Source organism: Acinetobacter sp. AOR01_HL (assembly GCF_027855455.1).
Taxonomy (GTDB): Bacteria; Pseudomonadota; Gammaproteobacteria; order Pseudomonadales; family Moraxellaceae; genus Acinetobacter; species Acinetobacter baumannii.
The window spans coordinates 1-18,496 of record NZ_JAKTIM010000047.1 but is presented as its reverse complement, the minus strand read 5'-3'; the positions used below and the strand labels follow the sequence as shown (position 1 = coordinate 18,496).

Here is an 18,496-nt window from a genome sequence, read left to right as displayed (position 1 = left end):
GCAAAAGGTATTGAAATGGGAAAAGTTGTAACAATCGCTTATGACGCCGTAAATGCCATCCTACACAAGCCTCCTGTTGAGGCGAAACTTGAAGTACAGTCGGCGCTTAGTTATTTGGTGGATGGCGCCGAAGAAACTCTAGCGTTTAGACAGCACCGTTGGGATGGCAGATCGTCATTTTTTGACTTTGCCAAGTGCTCTTTTCCAGCAGGATTTGTAGTCCATGTTACGGATCGACTCAAGAAGGCAGGTTTTGAAGTAAAACTCGCACGAAAACCCCTCCCCGCTCCACTTGGACCTGCCCGACCAGTGGTAGATAGTTACGGATATGACCCTCGTTACGATTACCAGCCGGAAGTTATGGATCGTCTTGTACGTCATGGCCAGATTATCGCTCAAGTCGCTACTGGTGGCGGTAAATCACGCATTGCCATGTTGTGTCAGGCCCGAATTAACCGCCCTACCTTGTTTTTAACAACCCGTTCGATTCTGATGTATCAGATGAAAGATGCATTCGAAGCAAATGGCGTTGCATGTTCGGTCATTGGTGATGGCAGTTTTGGACAGGTGAATGAAAAAGGTCAGCTCTCCATCAAGAAAATGACGGTCGGAATGGTTCAAACCCTCGCCGCCAAGCTGGAAGAGACGACTTTAGAGAAGGAATTTCAGATCCTTTATGACAACGTAGTCAAAAAACACGAAAAAGAGATTTCGGACACTAAAAAACAGCTAATTAAGGTCGGTAAAGTCGAGTCCGAAATCAAAAAAGTGCTTCATAACCTTGCACTGCAACATGAAAAGGAGCTTCAGGACAAGGCACCTGCGATGCAAGCCAAGGCAGAAGCAAAATTCAAGGAAAAATCACTCGTTAGACAGCAAACCATCAAGCTTTTGGAGCTTTTTGAGTTCGTAATTCTCGAAGAAGCACATGAGGCAGGTGGAAATTCGTATTACGAGATCATGCGCCACTGTAAAAACGCCTATTACCGCTTGGCATTGACCGGAACGCCGTTCATGCGTGAAAGCCAAGAGTCAAATATGCGTTTGATGGCTTGTTCCGGACCGATTGCCATCAAGGTTACGGAAAAAATGCTGATTGATCGCGGAATCCTTGCTAAGCCTTACTTCAAAATCGTCGAATTGAAGAAAAAGCCAGCCAAATTACACTCTATTACCCCTTGGCAAGCTGCCTATCGCTTGGGAATCGTGCAAAACGAAGAGCGGAACAATGCCATCTGTATGGAAATTCTCAAAGCCCGTGAATATGGCATGACGGCGATGGTTCTCGTCCAGCATACCTCGCATGGCGACACCCTATTGAAGCTGTTTGACGATATAGGTATCAGAGCGAGATATATTCGCGGTGAAGATGATCAGGGAGAACGTAAATCTGCGCTCACCGAACTTGCCAATAAGGATATTGATGTACTGATTGGAACAACAATTCTTGATGTGGGTGTGGATGTCCCTGCTGTCGGGTTGATTATTCTTGCCGGTGGTGGGAAAGCGGAAGTTGCCTTACGCCAGCGTATTGGGCGCGGGTTACGTGCTAAGAAATTCGGTCCAAACGTTGCGTTTATTGTTGATTTCACAGACCAGCACAATTCAACGCTCAAATCTCACGCTAGACAGCGTTTACAGATCATCAGAGAAACACCCGGCTTTGGCGAGAATATCGTTGCGAATTTCGAGTTTGAAAAGCTCGGTTTCAAAAAAGCTGCATAGTGTTCTGGGCTTGTTCAATGTTTTGGGCAAGCCCGTTTTATTTTGTGGTATTTCAGCGTGATCAATGCAATAATAACTATAATATGCAAGTTTTAATTTTCATCAAATTTTAATTGGAGCAAATAATGGCAGCTACTAACTCTTCCAAATTTTATAAAGAAAAAGGTTTAGTTCGAACATCCATCACTTTGCGTCCAGAGACAATCCAGACCTTAGAAAATATGGCAAAACAGCATAAACTCACTCAAGGCGAGATTGTTGACGCTTTTGCACGTTTGCTTGAAAGTGGCAATCTGTCTGATCAGCTTTTCGGTGTGCATATTGAAGCCATTCGCGAAGAAAAGATTGCTGAAAAAGAGCGTAGGAAGGAATTGAAGAAAAAAGCGCTAGAGTTAATTAAATCTGGCCAAGTGCAGTAAGAAATGCCTCAAGTGATATATGGGGCATTAATTTATTCGGAATATCATAGGTAATTAAAAAGCTTAGCTCAATAAATTGTAGCCCAAATATTTTTTCAGCTTGTTCAATACGCGACAAAATATCTTTACTTGATCGGGAGTTAAATTAAGTTTGCCCAAAAGTAATCTAAAATTTCTACTATCGAGCTGGTTTGAAGCCCAAAGCAATGTAGCGGCTTTATTTTCGCCGAATTCGTAAAGACGATCTATTTTTTCGTTAATATAAGAATTATCTAAACCCTGTTCTTCCAGAATTTCGATAATGTGGTAAGCAACATAATTTAAATCATCCTTTGAAGCCATCTTTTCCCTCTTTACTTGGTCAAATAGCTTAAAGCTAATAAGAACTAACGAAATCGTTGAACTTAATAATTTCCTTATAAACGTTTCTCTTGCAACTGGCCATCGGGTCATAAGGCTTGGTCATATTCGGATTATTGCATGACATGTTGGCCACGATCGCATAGGTTCCCTTCCCATAAGGCTCCTTAGAAACCTTTACGATGATCTCGCCAGTGAACTCGCGCGGAGCGTATGTTTCGATTAATACGTTATTTGAACTTCTGATCTTGTAATCAGCGTATTTACTCACCCACAAATGAGCAGCTTCCATTTTCTTGTCACATTCTTCTTTGCTTGAGCACGTTGGTCGGGTCTTTGCAATCGCAGCCAGATATTCGTCCTTATTCATCTTTTTCATGATTGCCAGCTTTTGCCCAACATAAACAGTTGGTGGATCAGGGAGATCATTGTCTTCTGCCAGCTTTGCCCACGTGGTCCCGTTACGCTTGGCTATATCATTTAATGATTCGCTCGGTTTCACGGTGTACTCGGCGAACAGGCCCTCCCCTTCTGCCATTGCATTTGAACAAACTAAAATCAAAGTAGCCAAAAAAAATCTTTTCATATTGATCCTTAAATATTATTAGAAAGTCGTCCTGAAAAGAATAATGGACATGGCGTACTGGGACAAGGATAAGTGTATGGATTTAAGCGGCGCAAGGGTAAAGTATTTGTTATATAGGCCTGGTGGTGAAAGGGTGTTTGGAAAATGGTCGCGATTGACACAGGCTATGCACCCGACACATTCGCATTTTTTCTAGGACTTCGATATTAATATATAAAGAAATATAGTAATCACTTACTATATTTCTTTATCTTTGCATGTTCACTTATTACGCTTGTTATCTTGTCTCATAATTAACACAGCGATTAATAGTTTATGTTCGTTGCTAATCATGTTCTTACTCTCTATTAGAGTGATATTAGTAAGTGCTTACTAATATCACTGATTACTAAATTATGCGCTTGCTTGTTTTTCGCTTAACTCTTTCTTAATGTCATGCTGTACGCGCTCTAATTCTTGTTGTGTATTCTCTTTCATTTGCAAGAATGACAATACTGCTTCAATAAACTGAGAATTTTCATTGAACGTTATTTCACTGTCTTTTACAGACTTCACAACGTTACAGATATTAAGCGCTCTCAGTGTCATACGTGAGCTAGACGCTTGTGATGATGCTGTACTGTGCGCAGATAAATAATACTGTCTTACTTTCTTTTCATGCGACTGTGCGCGTATTTCAGTAGTGCAGCATAAACGACATTCATTAACCGTAAGTGAACCGTACTGTAATAAGTTTAGCAAGATTGACATTGTGTAACCGTCTAGCTTGCGTCTGTCGTTTTCAGCGATAGCTGTAATCGCTTGAAAGATTTTTCTAATGACTTTCACTTGTACAAAGTCAATGTGTGATTTATCAGTGTGAGCGATGATTGTTGCTAGATCTGATAAATCAAACTTAGCTTTTTGAAGCGTGTCTATTTTTGTAAGCATAGAGCGTGAGCATGCTTCTCTTAAGTCACTGAATAACGTGCTTGATATTTTTTGTTCTGTCTCAAGCTTGTTATTCATACGGTTTATGATCGCGTTTGCTATATCAAGCTGTACTGCTACTGCTTTGCTCGTTACTTTCTGCTGTCTTGCATACGCTTTTATCGTCTCTTGATCTATAACTATTGCATTACGTGCTTCATGAGCTGAAAAATTAACGTCTGCAAAGATGTTTAGAGTTTCTGTGTTTTTAACTTGTGCATTCATGATTTTTGACCTTTTGTTAGTAAGCTTTATTGCTTGATTAAATATTAGTGCAAATAAAAATTTGATGCAAGTTTTTATTTGATTGTTTGTTTTTTAGTGGAATAAAAATTCAATCGAAATTTTCATTAATAAAAAACTTGCACTAATAAATAAACTCCGCTATTCGCGTGCGTGCGCGTTTCATCTATATGCTTTATACAGACATTCTCTAGGCATGCATTGGGTTGTTTGCTGGCGGTTTTTCTTGAGGTTCAGGCGCGCACCCGGTAGTGATTAGAGTCCTAGGTCTGCCTTGGTTGTTAAAGATAAGAAGGTGGCATTCCAAGGAGCTGCTAGGCGCTCTTTGGTTATATAGATGCGTGGCGCTTGGTTATAAAAATAGGATGTCGGCCAAAGTTTTGATTTTTTTTGGTGGGCTGTTTTGGAATATTAGGATGAGCCTATGCCCATCCTACCGCTTCATTAAGATTTGAGTCATAGGCATGACCAGTCTCAATATCTATAAACATGAGATTGGTACGCTCGAAATCTTCCCGCTCATCTTCATAGGCGGTTTTCTCATCATAATTTACCGCAGCATCATAAATATCACCGACCGCTACACCAATGGCATCAATGATGCTTTGATCTATGGATGAAAGGTCGGCATCCGTTTCAATCCCATATTCGCTGCCGATATCATCACTGAGTTTATAGCGGGTAAATTTCGGTTCTACCTGTTTGCCCTGCAATAATGAAAGAATCACGACAAAACCGTTGTCTAGCCCAATCTTTTGCGCTTGGTTCGCTGATATAAAGCCCCATTGAGCTAATTTACCTTTACTTGCAAGGCGACGAATTTTAAGCATTTTCCGCTTAACCAGCATAATTACTCCTTGTTTATTTAGTTGAAGAAAATATTAGCAAGAAGAAATAGGTGTAACAAAATTTAGTTAATGTAAGTTTGCATTTCACTAATTCATGTATTTAGGAGGGGAAATTTAATTTTCAATATGCGCGCCCGCGAATTTTTATACCCAGCATAAAAAAAGCCCGACCTAGAGGATAGTCGGGCAAAGGAGGTTTTCAGACGCAGAGTTGTTGTAAGTTATGTTAATTCGATAGATTTGGAATTCTAAGGAAATGTTTTTAATTTTTCAAATTCCATATTCTATATTTTGGTATGCCCTTTTCTTACAGCGGAAACCACTAACGTTAAGGAACGCCCCCCAAACCCCCCCATAGAATTTTGCCTCATAAATCTTGGAGAGAGTTTGGGGAGACGTAACCTAACCTAGCCAATTTCCACCACAAGAAAAGGAACTTTTCTTTACAGTGCAAACCACTGACACGGTATAAGCCACGACCCCCATCAAGCAAATCGCGTCGGGGAGAAAATCTCAACCCGAAACCCATTTGTCAGAAGTATAGTAAGCGCTCACTAGATTGTAAACCCCCTAGGCATGCCTGATTTATCCATTTTATGCCTTGGTATGCCGTGGTACAGCGTCAAAAAGCCAACTTTACGCTGGCAATGGAATAACTTTAAATTTTCGAACACCAATACCGCTAATTTCAATCATTAGCGCGTAATTCAGGATGAATAAATAACATGATTACTTATCCTCTTTCCAAAGACTGTTGTGATTCACATGTCTGCCCAAATCAATCAGCTTTTGCATATCCTCTATAGATAGACCGTGATAACGTGCAAATGCATCAACGCTTAAAAAGTCGTTGTAATACTGAATATAGAGGTCGTTAAGGCGTGTAGTGATTGCATTAACCATCTCGCTCATTAGCTCGTTTTGTTTTATAGGCATGACTGTAAAACTCTATGTGTACTTAGATGCATAACAGTGTATAGAGATAGAGTAGGAAACAAAGCTAGAAAACTAAAAATCCATTTATATAGCTGTGTAGATAGATTTCTATATTTCTACATAAGTGCCTAGGCATGCATATTGGAATATGGCGATGTGTGGCGATTGGTGCATTGCCTCAACCCTAGATAGAGAGGTGCAGGTATAATAGTGGTATGGGTGAAGCTGGAAGTGGAGCTGTTCGGCTTACCTATGTGCGCCGTGGTGTGCTTGGTTATAAAAATAAGAATGTCGCCCGAAGTTTTGATTTTTATATTTCCTGTTGGTCAAAGGAATGGCTAGGTAGACGATTGATTGAAACACACAATTCTTTGGCTCACTCCGTTCGCCTTTCTTTTGCCATCTTATCTTTCTACTACATGTGTATTATCCTCTATCTCTATCCTTATACCTGTGTCACTATCTACATATCTATATAGATAAATAATTAGCTATTTTCTTTATTACTGATCTATCTCTATCTACGCTTACCTATGCCTATCCGTATAGTATTATTGTTATCTATCTATATAGATTTCTACATTAATAGATAGTTATACATGCTTTTTATCTCTATCTGATTGGCTTTTTATATTGATAGTTTTCTACATTTCTATATAGATAGATTGCTTGTATATTTACTCGAACTATATATCTATATGGATTTCTATATTTCTATAAGTATTGGTGTATAAGTGTTTGCCAATATTTGTTTTTATCTCTATCACTTCTTATACGTTTGAGGATTTTATTAAGCCGCGCATCTATATCTCTACGCTTACCGAGACTTGGGTGTACTTGGGTATTCCGAGAGTTTTCGAATATATAAATATATCTTCTTAGAACATTCTTATATTACTTATTCTCGGAAATGTAGGCGCGGTTCACTTGGGTTTTTAGAGATTCTTCTCATGTATCTTTCAAACCGACATAAATGCTATCGTATTTCTTCACGGTTTCGCGTATTTCGCATTTTAGAACTTAAGATGATTGCTTTTATATCTTGCGCTTAAAGTTGCTTAAAACGCTCTAAAAAAGCGAAATAGAGTAGAGTTATAAAAACGATTAATTCACACCAAAATCAGCTTTAATTGCCTGAAGGAAAATGCCTAAGTATTAATTTGGAAAAATGCCTTAAAAATCAAATGCCTATAATTGAATTTCTGTGTTTGTTGTTGGCTTGTGGACTTATGTTGTTGATTAGCCTGATTTTTAACAAATTTTGCCTGTTTTTAAGCTATTTGGGGTTACTATAATGGGCATATGTCTTAAATGAGTCTCTAATACATGCTTACTGTATTTATTGTTTTAGTTGCCTTGTTTGTTATAGCACTAATGGTTAAGACGCATAACGAGAGAAATAAGGCGGCAAGATTAAGCCGACTTTCATTGAAAGCATCTGAGGCTTTGGTAAATGCATCTATGCATAAGATGAGACTTGCCTCAATGTCTCCAGAAGAGGCTTTTATTGAAACTCTAACCGATGAAGAACGTGAAATATATTTCAGCCTCACAACTGCACTTGAGAAATTAACTTTTAAGGTTGATATTGCAGGTAACAGAATTAAGAAACAAAGCAATGGCGTTAAACAGATCAACAAACTACTAAATGCTTAAAATTATAAATATGCCTTTTGTATTTTTGGAATTGTCGCTACTAATCAAATTGAACAAATGAGGTGACTTATGTTGATCATGATTGTTGGAATGGTGCTGGTAGCGTTATCTGTCTACCGCGGTGTTGCCCTGAGTAAGTATTTACATAGCCCGTCGGTATCGCACTCAACCAGTAGTCTGTATATGCAGGAGATGGTGGTCACGCGAATTAAACAGGCTTGGTATTGTGTTGTAGGTTTTACAGGATCAACAATGATTGCGATGGGAGTGGGGTTAACTTGGTTCATTTAAAATAAAAGGCTAGCTTATTGCGAGCCTTTCTTTTCTTCATTGTATTGATCGCCTTGTTTTCTATAGGCATCAATTTTCTTTCGAATTTGCTTCATGGCAGCATCATTGAATTTTACTCTTGGATCTTGTTCACCAAATAAATCATCATGAATAGCCATAAAGCGAATACTTGCCACTTTCATTTCGTGACCATCGGGATGTACTTGGTCAGTATCTTCAAAAGTTATAACAAGTAAAGGATCGTACTCGCCTTTAACAACGCGGGCGTGATACATATTTAGATAGTATGGAACAGAATTTCGTACAGAAGCCATGTTTTTGATTCTACCGTAGCGTCTATCGCTATCTTCTATGTATATATCGATGTAACCTTGCTCTCGCCAAAGCTCGATTAGGTTAAAGATGTCTTCTTCGTAATCCTCAATGTCTTCAATAGTGAAGCCTATATGTTGACTGATTACGAAGAATAGGTCGTGCAATTCTGCGTGGGAGATGTATTTTCTTTCGAGTTGTTGATCAGGTTGTGGCATCCCTTTTCGTGCGTTCCTTGGCCGCTTGAAAGGCTCTGCGAAGGTTGCGTCTTGTTTCTTCAGGTGTGCTGCCAGTGATTTTTGTACCACCGAAGCCTTCACCCATGCGAACAAGTTCAACAATTGCAGGGTTTACGTTTTGGTTACTCATCTTGTTCATAACTTTTCTCCATGAGGAGACTGTTGTTAAGAGATGGCTTACAAATATAAATTTGTGCCATTTCGCTTTATAGCTTTAATAAACCGCTTAAATAGTCGGTTGTTTAGTAAATCCAGAAGGCTGCAACCTTATTGATTCACTTATGCATAAACGCATATTGATAATAAATTTCTATCGGTCGACCCAGAAATTTCTAAGTTTGCATCGTTTATTTTATGCTTTTACGCATAATTTGCAATAGCGAATATTTCAAAATGAAACTATCCCTATCTAAATTAGAAATGAAATTTCTATGTAGAAATGTAGATATATAGAAATCTACAAATATTTTAAGCCATTAATTTTTAATGTTTATATGTGAATTTTTCTTTTAAGACTTCAAAACAATCTTGATCAATTTCTTGTTTTTGATGATTAAACTTAAAAACATAATGTTGACCGTTCTTTTCATATTTAGCAAAACCGCAACTTACTTGGATGTGAATAGATTCGTTTGTTTCATCTTTATCCATTTTGTGAGTAACAGAAGCACCTTTTCGCTCATACGCCAGCAAATCAAAGAATTTAGCCATCGGTGTTCTTTCGTTTGGTGTCATTTTGAGTCTTACTAAATAATGGTGCAGGGCAAGATGTGATCTGCATATCAATCCGTTGATCATCCACGCCCTAAACAAACTATCGGCTTGCTTAAGGTTAGATTGACTGGTTGCCAGTTATTCCCCTGCATGGGCAACTCCGCGCGACATTAATAAATGTTTTGACTAATAAAGTCTCATCAGGCACGGTTGAATGGCTGCCTAGAATGGGCTCGAACCAGTGACCAACGGATTAACAGTCCGCTGCTCTACCTACTGAGCTACTACGCAATATAGTTATATAATTATATGGATTTATAACTACTTATCTATATAGAAATATAGAAATCTAAATAGATAAAAAATGAACCATACCGGGTTTGCCGGAGACCTTTTTATTTAAGTTAGGCCACCTGACCTAACGGGTTAATCTTATCATAGTACATTGCTTCAAACTCAAAAGGCGATACATAACCCAGTGCACTGTGTACACGCTTTTTATTGAACCAATCTACCCAGTTTAGTGTCGCAAGTTGTACATCTGCTAAACCTTGCCAATCTGCTTTTAGATATTCAATCACCTCTGTTTTGTATAAGCCATTCACCGTTTCAGCCAAAGCATTATCGTATGAATCACCAGTCGTACCGACTGATGCTCGTAAATTTGCTGCTTCTAAACGATGGGTATAACGAATGGAAAGATATTGCACACCTCTGTCGGAATGATGAATCACATTCTTTGGCATGCCTCGATCATGCAATGCTTGCTCTAATGCATCGAGCACTATATCTGTATTCATTCGTGTAGATACTTTCCAGCCAACAATTGCTCGTGAGAACACATCAATAATAAAGGCGGTATAGACCCAGCCTGAATGAGTTTGAATATACGTAAAGTCACTGACCCACAGTTGGTCAGGATGATCAGCAGTAAAATTACGTTTCACTAAATCATCTGCTCGTTTTTGGTCATCTCGGCTACGGGTGGTTTGTTTGTTCTTACCTCGCCAAACACCTTGTATACCTAGCTTTTTCATTAATCGAGCAACAGTACAGCGTGCAATAACATAACCTTCACGTTTCAGTTGTTGCCAAACTTTACGTACACCATATCGACCTGAACTTTCTTTCCAAATTCGTTTAATTTGTTCAGCATGATGCAAATCATGTAGATCTCGCTTTGCTCGATGTTCTGGGTTTTCAGCAATATCTAGTGTTCGATAATAGGTAGAAGCTGAGATCGGTAAAATCCTACAAATCGCCTCAACACCATATAACGCCTTATTGTTATGGATGAAATCCACCATTATTTGTGTGGGCGGTCGAGCTCCGCCTGGGCGAAAAAAGCGGCTGCTTTACGCAGAATTTCATTGGCACGCTTTAATTCTTTGATTTCACGTTCCATTTGCTTCATTTTTTCTTGATCAGAGATCTGTTGTACTTTGATAGGATTTTGCTCATCTAAATGCTTTTGATGCCAAGCACGAAGTGTTTCAGGAGTACAACCAATCTTAGGCGCAATAGCTGTGATCGCAGCCCAATTAGATGGATAGTCTTTTTCAGATTCAATCAATAATTGAACCGCTCTTTCTCTGATTTCAGGGGTATATTTTAATTTGGTCATCGGAACATTCTCTCAGAATACTGAGTCTCCGACAAACCCGGTACGGTTCATGATGTAGATTCTGATACATCTACTTCTAAGTACTTGCACCTTACTAAAACTCGCAATCCCACATACATCAGTCGCCGATGTTGTTTAGTTTTAGATTTTTTACCAATGATCATTTTTTCCCAAAAATGTTTAGCCTGCCAATTTTTAATTTCATAATTTGTAAAGATGTCCATAAACTCATTGTAAAAAGGTAGATGTACGGAATTTTTCATAATGGACTGCCCAGCAAATAAAAGAGGATTATAGTCCGTGGATTTATAGTCCTCAATTACTGATATTACTGTTTTTTATACTTTCCAGTAAAAATGACAGCGTTAGCAGTAAAGATTGGGAAAATTATTCGTCAGAAAAGAACCGAATCAAGCATTACTCAAGAATCATTAGCTTTAAAATGTGAAATAGATCGTAGCTATTTAGGGCGTATCGAACGTGGAGAAGTCAATCTGACAGTAGATAAGCTGTATCAAATCGCACAGGTTTTACAAATTAGCCCCAAAGACTTATTACCAGATTAAAATAGTTTTTTGAACGACACATTTAGTCGCAGAACCTATTATTTTTCTGATTGGCTTAGTTTTAGAATTTTTGTTTTGCCAAGTACTTCCTGTACTTTAAAATCATCATGCAAAACTTTATACAGAGCCTAAACAATAGAAATTCAGCCATGAATGGCACAACTAGCTTACTAGTTCTACCACTCATACTTTGACTTACAATTAAGCAGTTTGTGGCGTTTTGGACTTTTCGATAAAACGCCCAAACATCAACCCAATCTCAAAAAGTAGCCACATCGGAATCGCCAACATTACCATACTAAGAGCGTCTGGTGGCGTAATAAACATCGAAACAAAGAAACAGCCAACAATCACATAACGTCGATTTCGAGTCAGTGTTTCCACGGAAACTAAGTTCACCAAAATCAATAATAATGTCGCTACAGGCACTTCAAAAGTTACCCCAAAGACCAAAAATAATTTCAAGCAAAAACTCAGATAGCTATTAATATCAGTCATTGGTGCAACTGCCTCGGGTGCTGCATGTAAGAAAAATGCCAACACTGCAGGTAAAGTTATAAAGTACGCAAACGAGATACCAACATAAAATAATACAATACTTGATACGAGCAATGGTACTGCAATACGTTTTTCTTGCTTATACAAAGCTGGCGTGATGAAAAGCCAAATCTGGTACAGAATGTATGGCATCACCACGATTACTGCGATAAAAAAGCTGAGCTTAAATGGTGCCATAAATGTCGTGGTAATATCCGTGGCAATCATGGTCGCATCTGCAGGAAGCTGTAAACGCAAAGGCTTTGAAAGCACTTCATACAAGTCATTGGCAAATGGAATCATGCTAAAGAATGCGGCAAAAACCGCAATCAATATCCGCATCAAGTATTTACGCAGTTCAATCACATGCGACATCAATGGCATAGACTGCAACGGCTGATCACTTTGTTGAGTTTGTGAAGAAGCCATCATCTACTCTCCTATACTTTGTGCAGGTTGTTGAGCAGCTGGATTACTTTGCCCTTGTTGCGCTTTTGTACTCGCAATATCTTCAGCACTCTTTCTCATTTCAACCAACTGCTGTTGCATATCTCGTTCTACTGCACGGATTTGATCAAGTTCACGCTGAACTTGTTCTTTCATCTCGAGCAGATTGAGCTCCTTCTCAATATCGTGCTGCACGCTATGCATTAAGCGTCGAGCTTTTCCATACCATCGCCCTACTGTACGCATTGCTTGTGGTAACTTGTCAGGACCAAGCACCACAATAGCGACAATACCAAACAGTAAGATTTCACTAAATCCCATATCTAACATTGGTTAAACCACCTTTATGCCAAATGATGAAAATTACTTTTGCGTATGTGACGCATCTCGAACGGTATGACTAGACACATCAATCACCGAAGTATCTTCGGCAAGTAGTTTTTGATCTTGATCTTCATTTTTTACTGAATCTTTAAAATCCTTAACCGCACCACCTAGGTCACGACCCAGCCCTTTGAGCTTCGATGTACCAAAAAGCAAAACAACAATAATCAAGAACAATAAAATATGCCAAATTGATAGACCTGCCATTTCACAACCCTCACCTAAACAAAAAAATAACTTAAAATAAATACTACACCAAAGAACTTAAAAATAAATAAAAAATTAAAAATAAATTATTGTGTCGTCAAATTTTAATCAACCATTATCAGGAAAATTAATTCACACTTTTATTTTACAAGTCTTTATCTAAAACATATAGTAACTGATGCTTATTGAGCTTAACTACAGCTTTAGCTGTATACAATCGAGGATCAACGCATGAACAATACAATACTTACCACCTTATTATTTGCTTTATTATCATTAAGTTGTGCAAAGGCAAGCGATAGTGGCATATCACACAACACAAAGTACACGACTACTAAAAGCAGTATTATAGACAGCCAAAACCCTCCGAAAAACAATCAATCAGAAGGATATTCAAAAGCATATGAAAGGTGCATATCAGACCACAAACAAGGATTCAACCTTGCAGTAGATTGTACGCAAAAAGAATTGGAAGATATTAATAATAAAATAAATAAAATAAATAAAATATTAGATAATAAAAAACCTCACATAAATAAAAAAAGCATTCAATCTAAATATGAAAATTATGAAAGAATGATGTGCAATGATTTAATGAATACATCAAAATTGACTAAATCCAGCTCAATCACACGATCGCAGTGCAAACTTTCACTTCGTCAAAACTATTTAGATAATTTACAAAATATACTTTCACCACAGCGACTAGAATAACCACCAGAACAATAACTGAAACGGTGTTACCCCACTGTGGTTGAGATCAAAAACTGAGCTCAACCACGCATCTTATAAATTCCCAAAACGAATCAAGCAAATTTATGCAACAGCCGCTTCACAGTTTTCAGACTTCATTGCAGTGACTGTTTCTTGCGTCTTCAAGGTGTCAGTCACATCAACAGGCAAACTCCAAACCCGAACATTGGCTGAATTAATCTCATCAGTAATTGATGGCATCCCTGAATAACGTTCTGGATAAGTAAAATCTGTGCTGTTATCAACTGAAATCATCGTTGTAGATTGTCTTGAGCCATCAGCGGTCGTTCCAAGTGCAGGTAATGACAGAAGGTATGGTGTCCCTATTCGCTTATCATAAAAAATTTGCGAAACATTACTAAAATACTCATATTTGACTTGATTTGGGTTTTGATTAGTACCTTTAATACCATCATTATGAATGGCGTACTGTACCGTTGAAGCATCTTGATAGTTTTTTGCATTAAGACGAATACCAGCAGCGATTACAAAATCCAATTTAAACTCGGTATTTTTTAGCTGTGCCATGCGATACTTATCTGTAGTCGTACTGGCAACTGCGTAGTCCAAACAAATATTTATCCCAAATGGCAAGCCTTCAATTAGTTCATTATTAAATGTGGTGTCCAATAATTGACGACCATAATCATCAAAGGCTTGAACTTTATCAGACGAAACTCGCTGGATTTTTACCACCAGCTTTTCCTCTCCATTTAAAGTACAAACATGTGCATAGTTCTCCAGATCAGGATTACTGGCATTATTACCAAGTTCATCCCCTCGATCACATCTTGTATCACCAATGAAGTCAATCCAAGACACAGTGCGTTTTGGCCAAACCATATATGCAGGGCGCTGATGCTCATCATTTAAAGACAGATTATGCACACATACCAAATGGTTCGTTGCTTCTAATATTGGATTTTTATCGGTGCTGGCATCACTACCATCTTTGTTAAAAATATTTACTGATGGCTTTAACACTGCGATAGTTCCTGGGAGAAGTACCAGTTTTCCATAATCACATTCAGGAAACTTAGCAATCAAACTACGGACTTTCTGTGTGACGAGTTCTAAAAATAAATCTGCAACTACCAAGACTTCATCCGTATTCAAAAAATCAGTCCAAGGCACATTCCAATAAAATTCTGGAGCAGTAAAAAAGGTGACATCATAGTCTTGTGGTGGGCGCTCAGCAAAAGCAGTCAACATCCCTCGGTACAACAATACAAAACGATGATCGACCGAGCGCTTGACATAATCTACGATACTTTCCCAAGCCGTTTCAGTACCATCTTTATTGGTCACCAAAACTGAACCTGCTGTACCTTTACTTACTTTGCGACGTGCACGTAATTGCTCAAAAGAATTATATTCAAAGTTATAGATCCCCACATTCATTTTCACCGCATCTGGACTAATGATCGGCTCAGTACCTTGTTCGGGCTCAGTCTTTTCGCCTTGATCTGGAATTTGCGGTGTTGTATCTGGGTCAAACGGTGCAATCGGTATCACCACATCCGACTCAACCTCACCACCACCTCTGCCGCCACCACAGCCCGTAAGCATGGATACCGCAGGCAAGGTCATTCCCCCAATCAAAATAGAGCGTCGAGTCAAGGGAGTATTTAAAACTGATTTTTGTAGGTTCACTTGTGGCTGTGCCATCATCATTTCCTCTAGGTTGGATTAAAACCGCCTAGATAAATACAATATCTATACCAATTTTATAAAATATGTAGAAATTATGAAGAACTTTGATTTTTTGAGCAAATAATCGCCGAAAATGATATTTATTGGTTTTTCTCTAATTTTGATAATACTCATGCTTTATGTACTTAAAATTTATTTTAATTCTGTTTTTATAACGCCCCCATATGATGCAACTAAGTTCTAAATAAGTGCTTACTTATTATTGCAATCAAAATTAGGCATTCAATGCTTGCTGATTGGGTTTGATTTTATTAATAAGCGCTTGGAACTCTTTACGGTGTCGGTCTTTGACGTCGGTCCACTTCACGTCCGAAAGGCTAACGATCGGTTTAAATTCGCCATGCCCGGAAGTGTAAATATCAATTGAGCCAACTGGATCTGAAAAGACAATGGTTCCATCACTACGTTGCATTAGATTTGCCGCATGGATGTCATAAAACGCATCACCGTAACTGCCTACGAAATTATTTAGTTTTTCGAAGTAAGGTAAGAGGGTAGGAACGTCCTTCAGTTGAGGAAGCTGATTTGCCATTTCGATGAGAATTTTAGCTGTGGCGCCTCGTACACTTATACCATGCTCTAACCCTGCAAGACGGCGGCGCAATTCATATGTAAGGTTTAAGGCAAGGCTGCGATTAGGACCTTTTGAAATCTTCTCAAGGCGCTCTACTTCAAACAGAAATAATGGAACTAATTTTTTATTTGGTTTTGTGAGGTTTGTTTCTTTCACATTCTTGCCAACCAGGTATTCACCAACTTGGCCATAGTTTTTGATTAATTTAGGTGAGTGAATGTCATCAATCTTAATTGCTTCGTCGTTAAGCATGTAATAAGTGGCTGGACAGGCAGTCAATTTAAGAACGGTATTGGGATTTCCGCTTTCAAAGACACCTGAAAACATGCCGCTTGCAATGAGTTTTCTACCTTTTAAAGCCTCATGTGTTTTTCTAACGGTTGTCACACTTGAGTCATTCATCAATAAAATTTTCATATCCAATCAATTCATTTCTTAATTAGCAAAACGTTAAGTTATTTTAGTCAGCTAATTGTTAAGTTGATTGGAAAAAGCAAAGGCGGCATGACTTACCCGAAGAACTGATAAATTAAGGCTGCCAACTTATTACTTTAGATTTAAGCATAAGAAATATCCTCTTTTTGATTTAAGCTTTCTTAAGTACATTGGTTGGTAATACAAAGCTCGTTTTGTTTCTTCAATCATAATCATAAAAAGCCCTGTATGATCAGGGCATTAATAAAGGCGTTCAATTGAACGCCTTTTAATCCATCTTAAACAGGTTATGTGCTGAGTTTCCATCATTGTCTTAGCATGATGCGGATCAGTCTAAAGCATTCTCAGGAATAGAGGAGCTCGTTGCTGATGTTGTCGCTGATATGATTAGCAATAATGAAAAAGTTCCTACACTGTATATATCATTAATAGTAGTCCACTAATTCCAATTAAGAGTAGTCCACTAATTTCGATTAAATGTGGTCCACTGAGTTTATAAAAAGCGAGATCCTAAGATTCTCGCTTAAATCTTAATTTTAGGTGCATATTCCTACTTAGATGAATATACACAGCTGCATACCAACTTGGACAATGATTCTCACTTTAATTGAACACTCTAAAAAGATTAATCATATCCATTTATTTTGAAAGTCTGCACCTGCTGAATTTGGTATTATTGACGGTTGATGAATATTAATCGTTAATGGAATCGGAAAATCGTTTCCAATAAGTACAGCTTCCCCTGGTTGTAAACTAGGTAAAAAATCTGAAGCTGCTTTATCAATTTCACCACAAGCACGTTCAATAATTTCTCTATCTCGATCATTAGTAAGCCTATGAACAATTAATGTGCCTAATTGGCTTAATACGCCTTCAGTTATATCCCTTGGTCTCTGAGTTGCTAAGCAAATATTCAAACCAAATTTTCGTCCTTCCTTTGCAATTAACTCAAAAGAATCTAATTTGGCAATCGAATCTTCGTTACCAATGCTTTTCCCGATAAAATTATGAGCTTCATCTAAAAAAACAACTATCGGTTTATCTGAGAATTTCCGATCCCTTGCGAGACCTAAAAGATGTCTTCCAATCACATTTGCAACGATTTCCCTAGCTTTAAATTCAAATCCAACATCACTTAAGTCTATTCTCAAGATTTTTTTATTTGAATCATAGAAATCATCGATTTTTTCTACAAGTGTTGGTAGGCCTTTGGATTGAAAAACAAATTTAAAGGTATTAGAGGTTGTTATTCCATGAATTCTTGATACTAAGGCAAGACAATAACTAAAACTTTGCTGATCTTCTCCCCATATACCATCCGATTTTGGTGGCCAGACACATTCCTCACGAATTTGTTTACTAAGCTTTAAAGGATTAAATGGTGTTGAAGGGGCTTTGTTGCACAAAGATTTAAAAGTTAAGACTTCTCATATCTACTCAAATTTAAGTGACAACTCGGGTATGTGGTCTGCCTAAGTCCGTAAATTTATTTAATACTGCCATACGTGCATGAATCTCATTGACTTGGCTTTGAAAATTTCTCGCACTGAGTTTATCCCCCAATAATTTGATGCAATGCATCTTGGTTTCAACCAAACTTCGCCGATGATAGCCTGACCATTTCTTCCAAATAGTTCTTCCTAAACGTTTAACTGTTCGAAGCAACTCATTGCGTTCTAGCGAGCTCATCTTTTTATCTTTCCATGGCTTCGCATTTTTTCTTGGTGGAATCACTGCATGTGCTTGCCGATCCGCAATGACCTGTCGGCACTGTTTGGTATCATAAGCTCCATCGGTATAGACGGAGTCAACTCTCTCATCTTGTGGAATCTGATCGAGTAAATCACCAAGTACCTGTGAATCACTCACATTGTTGGTTGTGAGCTGAACAGCGCGTATTTGTAAGGTTTTAGCATCTATACCCATATGTAATTTACGCCATTGGCGACGATATTCAG

The 18,496-nt window shown here is 38.2% G+C and carries 20 protein-coding genes, 1 tRNA gene, 2 pseudogenes and 1 other annotated feature; of the genes and pseudogenes, 6 read left to right on the top strand and 17 right to left on the bottom strand.

Going from position 1 to position 18,496, the window contains the following annotated elements:
* The first annotated feature begins 15 nt into the window (after positions 1 to 15).
* Positions 16 to 1,725 (top strand): DEAD/DEAH box helicase, encoded by a 1,710-nt coding sequence (locus MKL62_RS14555; protein ID WP_000521251.1) that lies wholly within the window; start codon positions 16 to 18, stop codon positions 1,723 to 1,725.
* Between the two features lie 125 nt (positions 1,726 to 1,850).
* Positions 1,851 to 2,144: a hypothetical protein gene (locus MKL62_RS14550; protein ID WP_000741665.1), complete on the top strand. Its 294-nt coding sequence runs from the start codon at positions 1,851 to 1,853 to the stop codon at positions 2,142 to 2,144.
* Positions 2,145 to 2,207: 63 nt separating this feature from the next.
* Here MKL62_RS14550 and MKL62_RS14545 read toward each other — a convergent pair whose 3' ends face one another.
* The 5 genes from MKL62_RS14545 to MKL62_RS14525 form a co-directional block, all read right to left on the bottom strand.
* Positions 2,208 to 2,486, bottom strand: coding sequence for a hypothetical protein (locus MKL62_RS14545; RefSeq protein ID WP_000146944.1), 279 nt, complete (start codon positions 2,484 to 2,486; stop codon positions 2,208 to 2,210).
* Positions 2,487 to 2,520: 34 nt separating this feature from the next.
* On the bottom strand, positions 2,521 to 3,090 hold the full coding sequence (locus MKL62_RS14540; protein WP_000819254.1) for a LysM peptidoglycan-binding domain-containing protein: 570 nt from the start codon (positions 3,088 to 3,090) through the stop codon (positions 2,521 to 2,523).
* Between the two features lie 393 nt (positions 3,091 to 3,483).
* Positions 3,484 to 4,284, bottom strand: a complete 801-nt coding sequence (locus tag MKL62_RS14535) for a hypothetical protein (protein WP_002125709.1) — start codon at positions 4,282 to 4,284, stop codon at positions 3,484 to 3,486.
* A gap of 440 nt (positions 4,285 to 4,724) precedes the next feature.
* The gene (locus MKL62_RS14530) at positions 4,725 to 5,150 is read right to left on the bottom strand and encodes a hypothetical protein (RefSeq protein WP_000960557.1); all 426 of its coding nucleotides are present in this window, start codon (positions 5,148 to 5,150) and stop codon (positions 4,725 to 4,727) included.
* Positions 5,151 to 5,879: 729 nt separating this feature from the next.
* Positions 5,880 to 6,062 carry a hypothetical protein gene (locus MKL62_RS14525; protein WP_223235332.1) on the bottom strand — a complete coding sequence of 61 codons (183 nt, stop codon included), beginning with the start codon at positions 6,060 to 6,062 and terminating at the stop codon, positions 5,880 to 5,882.
* 1,350 nt (positions 6,063 to 7,412) lie between these two features.
* Between MKL62_RS14525 and MKL62_RS14520 the strand changes: the two genes are divergently transcribed.
* Both MKL62_RS14520 and MKL62_RS14515 read left to right on the top strand, forming a co-directional pair.
* The gene (locus MKL62_RS14520) at positions 7,413 to 7,742 is read left to right on the top strand and encodes a hypothetical protein (protein ID WP_002123631.1); all 330 of its coding nucleotides are present in this window, start codon (positions 7,413 to 7,415) and stop codon (positions 7,740 to 7,742) included.
* A 69-nt stretch (positions 7,743 to 7,811) separates the two neighbouring features.
* A complete protein-coding gene (locus MKL62_RS14515) occupies positions 7,812 to 8,033 on the top strand; it encodes a hypothetical protein (protein WP_004832966.1) in 222 nt (73 codons plus the stop codon).
* A gap of 14 nt (positions 8,034 to 8,047) precedes the next feature.
* Here the strand turns inward: MKL62_RS14515 and MKL62_RS14510 are convergent, their stop codons facing one another.
* The 5 genes from MKL62_RS14510 to MKL62_RS14490 all read right to left on the bottom strand — a co-directional run bounded on the left by MKL62_RS14510 (position 8,048) and on the right by MKL62_RS14490 (position 10,922).
* Positions 8,048 to 8,563 (bottom strand): hypothetical protein, encoded by a 516-nt coding sequence (locus MKL62_RS14510; protein WP_002123634.1) that lies wholly within the window; start codon positions 8,561 to 8,563, stop codon positions 8,048 to 8,050.
* Positions 8,550 to 8,714, bottom strand: coding sequence for a hypothetical protein (locus MKL62_RS14505; protein WP_162467028.1), 165 nt, complete (start codon positions 8,712 to 8,714; stop codon positions 8,550 to 8,552). The genes MKL62_RS14510 and MKL62_RS14505 overlap by 14 nt, the downstream gene beginning before the upstream one ends.
* Positions 8,715 to 9,067: 353 nt before the next feature.
* Complete coding sequence (locus tag MKL62_RS14500) at positions 9,068 to 9,319, bottom strand: hypothetical protein (RefSeq protein ID WP_004832969.1); 252 nt, start codon at positions 9,317 to 9,319, stop codon at positions 9,068 to 9,070.
* 194 nt (positions 9,320 to 9,513) lie between these two features.
* Positions 9,514 to 9,589 (bottom strand) — tRNA-Asn (locus tag MKL62_RS14495).
* Between the two features lie 113 nt (positions 9,590 to 9,702).
* A protein-coding gene (locus tag MKL62_RS14490; RefSeq protein WP_109850681.1) for an IS3 family transposase occupies positions 9,703 to 10,922 on the bottom strand; the annotation gives its coding sequence in 2 pieces (ribosomal slippage) (positions 9,703 to 10,646 and positions 10,646 to 10,922; 1,221 coding nt in all).
* Positions 10,531 to 10,647, bottom strand: a sequence feature (AL1L pseudoknot). It overlaps the preceding gene by 117 nt.
* A gap of 356 nt (positions 10,923 to 11,278) precedes the next feature.
* On the opposite strand from MKL62_RS14490, the gene MKL62_RS14485 reads away from it, so the two are divergent.
* Positions 11,279 to 11,488, top strand: a complete 210-nt coding sequence (locus MKL62_RS14485) for a helix-turn-helix domain-containing protein (protein WP_002123499.1) — start codon at positions 11,279 to 11,281, stop codon at positions 11,486 to 11,488.
* A 201-nt stretch (positions 11,489 to 11,689) separates the two neighbouring features.
* On the opposite strand, the gene tatC is transcribed toward MKL62_RS14485, so the two are convergent.
* The 3 genes from tatC to tatA are packed head-to-tail and all read right to left on the bottom strand — an operon-like array spanning position 11,690 to position 13,063.
* On the bottom strand, positions 11,690 to 12,457 hold the full coding sequence (tatC, locus tag MKL62_RS14480; RefSeq protein WP_002123494.1) for a twin-arginine translocase subunit TatC: 768 nt from the start codon (positions 12,455 to 12,457) through the stop codon (positions 11,690 to 11,692).
* Positions 12,458 to 12,802: a Sec-independent protein translocase protein TatB gene (gene tatB, locus MKL62_RS14475; protein WP_002123497.1), complete on the bottom strand. Its 345-nt coding sequence runs from the start codon at positions 12,800 to 12,802 to the stop codon at positions 12,458 to 12,460.
* Positions 12,803 to 12,835: 33 nt separating this feature from the next.
* Positions 12,836 to 13,063, bottom strand: a complete 228-nt coding sequence (gene tatA / locus MKL62_RS14470) for a Sec-independent protein translocase subunit TatA (RefSeq protein ID WP_002123495.1) — start codon at positions 13,061 to 13,063, stop codon at positions 12,836 to 12,838.
* Positions 13,064 to 13,294: 231 nt separating this feature from the next.
* Between tatA and MKL62_RS14465 the strand changes: the two genes are divergently transcribed.
* Positions 13,295 to 13,777, top strand: coding sequence for a hypothetical protein (locus MKL62_RS14465; RefSeq protein WP_004740156.1), 483 nt, complete (start codon positions 13,295 to 13,297; stop codon positions 13,775 to 13,777).
* Positions 13,778 to 13,879: 102 nt separating this feature from the next.
* Here MKL62_RS14465 and MKL62_RS14460 read toward each other — a convergent pair whose 3' ends face one another.
* The 4 genes and pseudogenes from MKL62_RS14460 to MKL62_RS14445 all read right to left on the bottom strand — a co-directional run.
* Complete coding sequence (locus MKL62_RS14460; protein WP_068556643.1) at positions 13,880 to 15,487, bottom strand: hypothetical protein; 1,608 nt, start codon at positions 15,485 to 15,487, stop codon at positions 13,880 to 13,882.
* 256 nt (positions 15,488 to 15,743) lie between these two features.
* The gene (locus MKL62_RS14455) at positions 15,744 to 16,520 is read right to left on the bottom strand and encodes a hypothetical protein (protein ID WP_000698343.1); all 777 of its coding nucleotides are present in this window, start codon (positions 16,518 to 16,520) and stop codon (positions 15,744 to 15,746) included.
* A gap of 647 nt (positions 16,521 to 17,167) precedes the next feature.
* Positions 17,168 to 17,929 (bottom strand): annotated as a pseudogene (locus MKL62_RS14450) (ATP-binding protein); the annotation flags it as partial.
* 52 nt (positions 17,930 to 17,981) lie between these two features.
* Positions 17,982 to 18,496: pseudogene (locus MKL62_RS14445) on the bottom strand (IS5-like element ISAba13 family transposase); the annotation flags it as partial.

Bases quoted from the DNA above. Each gene is read 5' to 3' on its own strand.
- MKL62_RS14555 (WP_000521251.1), top strand. From the start codon at position 16: ATGGGAAAAGTTGTAACAATCGCTTATGACGCCGTAAATGCCATCCTA.
- MKL62_RS14550 (WP_000741665.1), top strand. From the start codon at position 1,851: ATGGCAGCTACTAACTCTTCCAAATTTTATAAAGAAAAAGGTTTAGTT.
- MKL62_RS14545 (WP_000146944.1), bottom strand. From the start codon at position 2,486: ATGGCTTCAAAGGATGATTTAAATTATGTTGCTTACCACATTATCGAA.
- MKL62_RS14540 (WP_000819254.1), bottom strand. From the start codon at position 3,090: ATGAAAAGATTTTTTTTGGCTACTTTGATTTTAGTTTGTTCAAATGCA.
- MKL62_RS14535 (WP_002125709.1), bottom strand. From the start codon at position 4,284: ATGAATGCACAAGTTAAAAACACAGAAACTCTAAACATCTTTGCAGAC.
- MKL62_RS14530 (WP_000960557.1), bottom strand. From the start codon at position 5,150: ATGCTGGTTAAGCGGAAAATGCTTAAAATTCGTCGCCTTGCAAGTAAA.
- MKL62_RS14525 (WP_223235332.1), bottom strand. From the start codon at position 6,062: ATGAGCGAGATGGTTAATGCAATCACTACACGCCTTAACGACCTCTAT.
- MKL62_RS14520 (WP_002123631.1), top strand. From the start codon at position 7,413: ATGCTTACTGTATTTATTGTTTTAGTTGCCTTGTTTGTTATAGCACTA.
- MKL62_RS14515 (WP_004832966.1), top strand. From the start codon at position 7,812: ATGTTGATCATGATTGTTGGAATGGTGCTGGTAGCGTTATCTGTCTAC.
- MKL62_RS14510 (WP_002123634.1), bottom strand. From the start codon at position 8,563: ATGCCACAACCTGATCAACAACTCGAAAGAAAATACATCTCCCACGCA.
- MKL62_RS14505 (WP_162467028.1), bottom strand. From the start codon at position 8,714: ATGAGTAACCAAAACGTAAACCCTGCAATTGTTGAACTTGTTCGCATG.
- MKL62_RS14500 (WP_004832969.1), bottom strand. From the start codon at position 9,319: ATGACACCAAACGAAAGAACACCGATGGCTAAATTCTTTGATTTGCTG.
- MKL62_RS14485 (WP_002123499.1), top strand. From the start codon at position 11,279: ATGACAGCGTTAGCAGTAAAGATTGGGAAAATTATTCGTCAGAAAAGA.
- tatC (WP_002123494.1), bottom strand. From the start codon at position 12,457: ATGATGGCTTCTTCACAAACTCAACAAAGTGATCAGCCGTTGCAGTCT.
- tatB (WP_002123497.1), bottom strand. From the start codon at position 12,802: ATGTTAGATATGGGATTTAGTGAAATCTTACTGTTTGGTATTGTCGCT.
- tatA (WP_002123495.1), bottom strand. From the start codon at position 13,063: ATGGCAGGTCTATCAATTTGGCATATTTTATTGTTCTTGATTATTGTT.
- MKL62_RS14465 (WP_004740156.1), top strand. From the start codon at position 13,295: ATGAACAATACAATACTTACCACCTTATTATTTGCTTTATTATCATTA.
- MKL62_RS14460 (WP_068556643.1), bottom strand. From the start codon at position 15,487: ATGATGGCACAGCCACAAGTGAACCTACAAAAATCAGTTTTAAATACT.
- MKL62_RS14455 (WP_000698343.1), bottom strand. From the start codon at position 16,520: ATGAAAATTTTATTGATGAATGACTCAAGTGTGACAACCGTTAGAAAA.